Consider the following 8,390-nt stretch of genomic DNA (forward strand, 5'->3'; position numbering starts at 1 on the left):
AAATTGTCAAATTGTAAATAACAAAGATGTTTGATCAAGATTTCTGGCAAGAGGTTTGGGAGTCCATACGGAAGCAGAAAATGCGTTCGTTAATGACAGCCTTCGGTGTGTTTTGGGGCCTTCTGATACTGATGTTCCTCATTGGAGCCGGCATGGGATTCAGCGGAGGTATTGCCGGGCAGATGAAAGCAATTCCTAACAACACCGTGGCTTACTTTACTAGTCCTACAACCATTGCATACGGTGGATTTGAGCGTGGGCGCAGTTGGAATATAACCGATGCCGACTTTGCTGCCATCGAGAGCAAATTTCCAGGCATCATCCATGACAAGGGCCTCGTTTTAGAAGTGCCGTCAACAGGTCAGGCGCAACAGGTAAAAACTGAGCAATACAGCGACATGATGCTGGTGGCAGGTACCACCGAGAATTACCATCTCTTTTCACCGTTAAGAGTGGTTGAAGGCCGTTTTATCAGCAAATTTGATGTACGGGAGAACCGTAAGGTGTGTGTCCTAGGCGAACAGGCGGCTGCCAAGCTTTTCCCGGGACAAAAAGCCGTAGGTAAGGAAGTCCACCTGAATGGATTCACCTGTCAGGTGGTCGGTGTCATGCGGAAGACAAGCCCGTTTATCCATGTAGGTCCCAACGAGTCGGAAAGCCTCTACCTGCCCATTAGTACAGCACAGCTGCTCTACAATCGCATCAATGAGCAGAATATGGCCTTATTCATACTGAATGATGAATACCCGTCAGGTGATTACCTCAAGGAGATAGGCAATGTACTGCGCCAGCAGCACTCCATAGCGCCTGACGATGAGAATGGGCTGTATGAAGTTGACTTCAAGGAGATGATCAACCAGGTCGTTGTCATGTCTGACGGTATTAACCTGCTGGTATGGATAGTGGGCCTGGGCACGCTGTTGTCTGGTCTGATAGGCATCGTCAACATCATGCTTGTAACCGTCAAGGAGCGTACTCAGGAGATTGGCGTTCGTCGTGCATTGGGAGCACAGCCAACGGCCATCATCCGTCAGATTATGTGTGAGAGCCTGCTGCTTACATTGGCCGCAGGGGTTACAGGTATTATAATAGGGTTCTGGGGACTGTACACGGTAAGCAGCCAGATCGCTACTGAGGAGGGCAGCCTGTTTGACAACCCGCATGTGCCCTTTGTTGCCGCTATCTCAGCATTGCTGATCTTGGTGCTTGGTGGTCTCATTGCCGGTTGGATACCTGCCAGGCGTGCGTTGTCCATCAAAGCCATCGAAGCCTTAAGGGAAGAATAAAAACAAAGAAAATTAGTAAAATATGAAGAAGATTATCAGAACCATCATTTGGTGCCTTGTAGGCCTATTCGTGATTTACACATTCTATTTCCTTTGGAAACAGTCCCAACCAGAGCCTGAGGTCTATGAGCTGGTCTTGCCTCAGAAGCGGGACATTCAGAAAACGACTGTGGCCACCGGCAAGCTCTCGGCTCGTCGTGAGGTAAGTGTGAAGCCCCAGATAACAGGCGTCATTACCAAGGTGCTTGTCAAACCAGGCGACCGCGTTACGGCAGGTCAGGAGGTGGCTCACATCAGGGTCATCCCCGACATGAGCCAGCTCAACAGTGCCCAGACCGCCATAGAGAGTGCACGTATCGAACTGAATGAGCAGCAGCGCGAGTGGGACCGTACCAAACGTTTGTATGAAAAAGGTGTTATCAGCACCGAAGAATACCAGCAGTATGAGACAAGGCTGAAGGCGGCCCGCGAAAAACTCACTGCAGCCGAGGCAGCTTATGAGGTCGTGACCAAAGGAGCTTCCAGACGTTCTGGAACTATCAATACGACGATTGTCACCAGTCCTATGTCGGGCATCGTGCTCAATGTGCCAGTCAAGGAGGGTTCGTCGGTATCGGCTACCAGTATGTTCTCCGACGGTACCACTATCTGCACGGTGGCCGACATGAGCGACGTGCTGTTCAAGGGCCACATCGATGAGACAGAGGTAGCACGGCTCCGTGTTGGTATGGAAACCACATTGGTACTCGGTGCCATGCAAGAAGTCAAGGTGCCTGCTACGTTGGAATATATCTCGCCAGAAGGTGTAGAGCAAAACGGGGTAACCAAGTTTGAGGTATGGGCAGCTGCCAGCATCCCCGATGGTGTCGATATCCGCTCTGGCTACAGTGTCAATGCCCGTGTAGTCACTGAGGAGCACAAGGGTGTGCTCTCCATCGATGAAGCATCAGTGGTGTTCGATGCAGACTCGGCATTCGTCTATCGCCTCACCTCCAGCCCGGAGGATCTATCTTCACAGGAATGGGAACGCATACCCGTTAAGGTGGGTATCAGCAATGGCATCTATGTGGAGATACTTCAAGGCGTAAATGCCGAAGACCATTTACGGGGAATTAAAAAGTAAAGAGCGATATGAAATATAAGATGATAACTTCCGTGGCTATACTCTTAGCTGCGCTGTCAGCAGCAAGAGCTCAGGAACATGCCTATACACTCGATGAGTGCATCGACTATGCCATCAGCCATAATATCAATGTACAGGAACGTGCGCTGGCCATCAGCCAGCAGGAGATAGCACTCAACACATCGAAGAATGCATGGCTGCCAGACCTCAATTTGGACATGAGCCAGATGTTCGGTTTCAATAATCCTGGGGCAGCGTCAGGCAATGGCAGCGTCTCACTTGCCGAGGACGGTTCAGCCACGACAGGATCTGTAAGAGCCTCGATGCCATTGTTCGACGGTTTTAGGATCAAGAATCAGATCCAGGCCGACAAATTCTCCCTGATATCCGCCACTGCCAATTTGGAAGCTGCTAAAAAAGACATCTCCATTCAGGTAGCCGCCTATTACCTGCAATGTCTTTATTATAAAGGCATGGCCGATGTATCGCGCAAGCAGGTAGAGACCAGCCGTGAGATGGTAAGACGTGCCGCCATTCTGGTGGAAGATGGTAAACGCCCACGTAGTGAGCAAGCCGATGCCGAGGCGCAGTTGGCTCTTGACGAGCATACACTGACAAATGATGAGGGGCAATATACTCTGTCCTTACTAACTCTGGCACACGCCCTTAACATGCCTGATATCGAAGGTTTCCGTATCGTTGAGGACGAACAGGCTCTGGGACTTTCTTCTGATGCTACACTTCAGATGCCACAGACAATCTATGAGTCCACCGTCGACAGTTGGCCTACCATCATGTCTGCACAGGCAGGTATCCGCCAGAGCGAATCCTTGTTGAAGGTCAGAAAGGCAGACTATTATCCCCAACTCAACCTGACGGGCAGCATAGGAACTGCCTATTACAACTTGTTCCACCAGGGAGGTTTAGGCAGTTTTGGCCATCAGCTTCACAGCAATTTGGGTGAAATCATAGGGCTGTCGCTTTCTTATCCCATCTTCAACCGTTTCCAGACGCGCAACAGTGTAAAACATGCCTCTAATGAAATACTCCAACAGCGTCTTGCCTTCGAGGATGCCAAGCTAAAGTTGCGTGAAGATATCCAGAATGCCTATTACAATGCCACTGTAGCTCAAAAGAGACGCCAGTCATCGGTCAAAGCCTGCGAAGCCAGCCGCATTAGTGTGGAATACGAGGAAATCCGCTATGAAGAAGGTCGCGCCAGCATCTTCGATCTTTTACAGGCCCGTCAGAAATTCCACAAAGCCCAACAGGATGCTGTACAAGCCAAGTACGAGAGCTTGATACGCCTGAAAATCCTGGAATTCTATTACACACGATAAAAAAGTAAGGATGAACAATATATGAAGGAAGAAAACAGGAACTCATACATCATCAACCACTCCCTGCAGGTCTATTTGATAGCTGCTATCTTGACTTCCATCGTTGGGCAGGTCAATACCACTATCGATGGAATTATAGTGAGCAATACATTGAGCAGTGATGCTATATCAGTCGTTACGCTGTCGGTCCCGATTCTAACAGTTTCCTCATTATTGGGATCAATCATTATCTCGGGAGCAGTACTACTGTTTGCACCAGCCATTGGCAATCAGCAGTACAGACAAGCCAACCGCATCTTAACCCTCAGCCTTGTCAGCTTACTGGTATTTAATGGCCTGATTGCTGCGACTCTATGCATCTGGACAGACCCTGTAGCGCGTTTTCTCACTGATGATGAGCGTCTGCTTCCTTACCTCATAGACTATCTTCCCGTTTCCTTTATTGGAGGCGTGGTGACACTCTTGGCCATGAGTCTTGGCCAATTCATAGAAATCAGCGGTCGTCCCCGATTAGTAACTAAAGCCATGGTTATTCTTTCCTCGTCAAATATCCTACTCGACTTATTTCTGGTAGTTTATTTTCAATTGGGTATGAAAGGAGCAGCCATTGCGTCTGCCCTGAGTTCGGTGGCTGTCATTCTCAGCTATATACCATATCTTACAAAACAACCGCGCCCCTTCCATTTCAATCTTCCTCTTTCCGCAGAATCGCTGAAACTGGGGGGCACGTGCCTGCTTCGTGGACTTCCAAATGCCATAGGCACAGTCTCCGTTGCAGTGTTACTGTTGGGCTTGAATGCCATCGTCATGCATATCCAAGGGGCCGATGGTATGTTCATCCTCAGTGTCTGCATACAGATTTTCTCCATTGGTATGCTCGTAATTGGGGGGGCTGGAAGTGCCATCACAGGTATTGGAGGTAAGCTCTATGGCGAACGCGATTGGAACGGTATGAAACGGCTGTTCGATAGTATCTTTAAAAAAGTGCTGGGTGGAGCAGCATTGATTACTCTGCTGATATCCCTTTTCCCCTCTTTGTTGGCACGATTGTTTGGGGCGGATGAAGACCTTCTGGTCGTATCAGAACAACCTTTGCGCCTGTTCAGTTTAGTGCTGATTCCCTTGGCAGTAAACCTTATGCTGGTTAATGTTTTCCTTATTACTAATAGGGGAAAACTTGCCTCTCTCTTAATGGTAAGCTTAGTCGTTTGTATACTGCTCACATTCCTGGCATGCTCCTACTGGTTTCCTTCAAACATCTGGGTAGCCTTCCCTATAGGTATGTGGCTGCTCATGTTTATTTCCCTCGCCATACCATATTCCATGTCAAAGCATAAAGTCGCTACCCATAGGATATATCTCATATCCACCGTCGGCAATCTTGACTCCTATTCCGTGAGTGTTAACTACGATTTCAACGATGTGAACAGCAAACTTAACGACCTCCTTTTCTACGTCAGTATTTTCGACATTGGGGAGGAGCGCATGACGAAGGTACAGCATGTTCTGGAGGAGATCATGTTTCACCAATATGATATGGGGAAAAAAGAACAGAAACAAGACTCCTTCGACGTGAGTATCATCGACCAGCCCACACGTTTTTCCATCATCGTAAAGGACGTGGGCAAGGCATACAACCCATTGGTGAGCTATCAGCCGGGACAGCACGACGTGATAGACGAAGAGCAGATAGGCATAGCCATCGTAAAAGGGCTCTGCGATGAGATCAATTACAAATACGCCAATGGACTGAATTGCCTGTACCTGAATATAAAGAAATAACGAAACAAATAGCTATATGAAAACTTACCCTCTGACCCAATCTCAGTTAGGCATCTTCCTGGAGATGATGCAGCATCCCCAGATGACACAATATAACCTGGGATACATGACTTCTTTACCCAAGAGTATTGACCTTGACCGCTTGGAACAAGCCTTTAGGACCATCTATGCCACCTGTCCGACATTTCGCATCCGTTTTCTGACAGAGGGTGATGAGCTGCGGCAAACGGTTGACGATACAAGGGAGCTGCCAATATTCAGGCTCACGCTGTCGGAACCAGAATGTGAGGAATTTCTCCAGAAAGCCCTAAAACCCTTCGACCCTTTCAACGACGTACTCTGCCGTTTCCACCTGATAGAGACTCCTGACAGGATTGTGTTTCTCGTTGATTTCTCCCATCTCATTGCCGACGGAACGTCCATTGCCCTGCTTTTGGGAAAAGTATATCTGCCGTTAGCTTACGCAGGCATGCCATTGCCGGAACAGCATTACGGCCTGCTCTCATGGGCAGAAGATGAAGAATCGACATTTCACACTGCCGCTTACGAAAAGGACAGGGAATACTTCCGCCAGCATTACCAGGGTTGTGAGGCCCTCTCCCTGTCTGAGTCCGTCAGCGATCCATTAGGCAAGTATATCAGATACGATGGGCATCTGCCCATGGCAGAGGTCGCTGAGTGGTGCAGACGATACGACACAGCTCCCAATCTGCTGCTGATGGCGGCATTTGCCTATACGCTTTCTGTTGTAGGCAGGGAAAGCAGTTCTGTCTTTACCACTACGAGCCACGGCAGGATTCAGCGCCGGCTCAGGGAGGCATTTGGTATGTTTGTACGCACAGTACCTGTCAGGGCACTGGTGAATCCAGACACAAAGGTTACGGATTTTGTCAAGTCGTTCCGTACCGAACTAATGGGCACCATCCGTCATGGGAGTTATCCCTTCAGCCATTTCTGCCGTGACCTCCAGATGAAGCCGGGTATCAGCTTCAACTTTTACAGCGGTGGAATCACCGAGGAAATAAAGCTTGGCGAGGAAAGCTATCCCTGTTGTCGCCTGGACTCCAACACGACGTGCAGCGACCTGACGTTCACTGTCGTAGAGCGCGATGGTCAGTATGACCTCCGTGCAGAGTCTTCCGACCGGCTTTACAGCCCAGGCTTCCTGCGAACTATGGTGCAGACGGTAAAGACAGTGGCGCAAGACATGATGCTGCATCCGCAGTCGCCATTGTCATCGCTCAGCCTGGTTACCCAAGCCGAGCAGGCAGAGCTGATCAGGCTCGGCACAGGTAAACATATAGACATCGATACCCAGGATACCTTCGTGTCCGCCTTCGAAAGACAGTCAGCGAAGACTCCAGAGCGGACAGCTGTGGTAGATGGGAATAGCCAGCTGACCTACGCCGATCTATCCAGACGCTCTAATCTGCTGGCTCACCTGCTGACAGACGCCGGAGTGCAGCCAGACTGTTTTGTCTGCATCCTGCTCGACCGCGTGAAGGAGTTCCCGCTCTCGGTCATCGCAGTCATGAAGGCAGGCGGTGCCTATGTACCCATGGATACGGAATACCCGGCAGGGCGCTTACAGTATATACTGGAAGACAGCCAGACCAAGGTACTCATCACCAGCCATTCCCTACTGGAGGAGAAACTGTCACAGGGGATGGCTCTGCCCGAAGGGATGCAGGTCATCTTCATCGAGGATGTGGACTTCACAGAAGAGACCAAGGCAATCAACCTTGCCACACCAGACGGCCTGGCATATATGATATACACCTCTGGCTCTACAGGCAGACCAAAGGGTGTGATGGTTCCACACAGAGCCCTTTCACATTTCCTGCAATTCATCGCAGACGAGTGGCGACTCTCAGCCGAGAGCCGTATCAGCTGTCATGCTCCTTTCGCATTCGATGCCTCAATAGAGGATCTATATCCAGTACTGACAGTTGGAGGAACGGTCTGCATCGTGCCCGAAGATGCGACCAAAGACCTGCATCTGCTGCATCAGTTCATAACTGACAATCGCATTACTGGTGGATGTTTCACTACACAGTTGGGACAGATGCTGCTGGATGAGTATCCAGACCTGCCTGTGGACTACCTTGTGGTAGGCGGAGAGCGAATGACGAAGAATCCCTCATGCCATTGTCGGCTCATCAATACTTACGGACCTACGGAGTTCACCGTGGATGCCACCTGGTATGAACTTGAGCCAGGACGGCAGTATGACAATATACCCATTGGCCGTCCGCTCCACAATCAGACGGCATATATCATCGACAGCGGCAGGCGGCTGTTGCTGCAGGGCATGGCCGGAGAACTGTGTCTGGCTGGCATGCAGATGGCAACCGGCTACTGGAAGCGTGAGGAACTGACCAAGGAAGTGTTCACTGATATCATCGTAGATGGCAAGCCTGTAAAGGTTTACCGCACCGGCGACCTGTGCCGCTGGAACGAGCAGGGGCTGTTGGAATACCTCGGTCGCATCGACCAGCAGGTGAAGCTGAGGGGCTTCCGCATCGAGCTTGGCGAGATAGAGAGCCAGGCTTTGAAGTTCGAGGGTATTAGCCAGGCAGTGGCATCCGTGTATGACGGACAATTGCTGTGCCTGTACTATACCGCAGACTGCGATATAGACGAAGGAGTCCTAAAAGAATTCCTTGCAAAATCATTGCCTGACTATATGGTGCCTGCTGCCTATATACAGCTGGATGAGTTGCCACTCACTCCCAATGGAAAGGTTGACAGGAAGAGGCTGCCTGCTCCCGACATTGCAGAGGAGGAGATTGTGCCGCCCGCCACACCCTTGGAGCAGCAGCTCTTCGACATCACAGCAGAAAGGCTTGGGACAGACCG

Annotated in this window: 5 protein-coding genes; all 5 read left to right on the top strand. The window is 50.2% G+C overall.

Features of this window, described 5'->3' with window-relative positions:
* Positions 1 to 26 precede the first annotated feature (26 nt).
* Positions 27 to 1,286, top strand: a complete 1,260-nt coding sequence (locus BUB86_RS15815; RefSeq protein WP_073211396.1) for an ABC transporter permease — start codon at positions 27 to 29, stop codon at positions 1,284 to 1,286.
* Between the two features lie 22 nt (positions 1,287 to 1,308).
* Positions 1,309 to 2,409 carry an efflux RND transporter periplasmic adaptor subunit gene (locus tag BUB86_RS15820; RefSeq protein ID WP_073211399.1) on the top strand — a complete coding sequence of 367 codons (1,101 nt, stop codon included), beginning with the start codon at positions 1,309 to 1,311 and terminating at the stop codon, positions 2,407 to 2,409.
* Positions 2,410 to 2,417: 8 nt separating this feature from the next.
* On the top strand, positions 2,418 to 3,749 hold the full coding sequence (locus tag BUB86_RS15825) for a TolC family protein (protein ID WP_073211402.1): 1,332 nt from the start codon (positions 2,418 to 2,420) through the stop codon (positions 3,747 to 3,749).
* A 21-nt stretch (positions 3,750 to 3,770) separates the two neighbouring features.
* Entirely contained in the window at positions 3,771 to 5,531 is a 1,761-nt protein-coding gene (locus BUB86_RS15830) for an MATE family efflux transporter (protein ID WP_073211406.1), read from the top strand.
* Between the two features lie 16 nt (positions 5,532 to 5,547).
* A partial coding sequence (locus tag BUB86_RS15835; RefSeq protein ID WP_139261682.1) for a non-ribosomal peptide synthetase occupies positions 5,548 to 8,390 on the top strand: 2,843 nt, incomplete at its 3' end.

This window comes from Xylanibacter ruminicola (genome assembly GCF_900142525.1).
Classification (GTDB): Bacteria; Bacteroidota; Bacteroidia; order Bacteroidales; family Bacteroidaceae; genus Prevotella; species Prevotella ruminicola_A.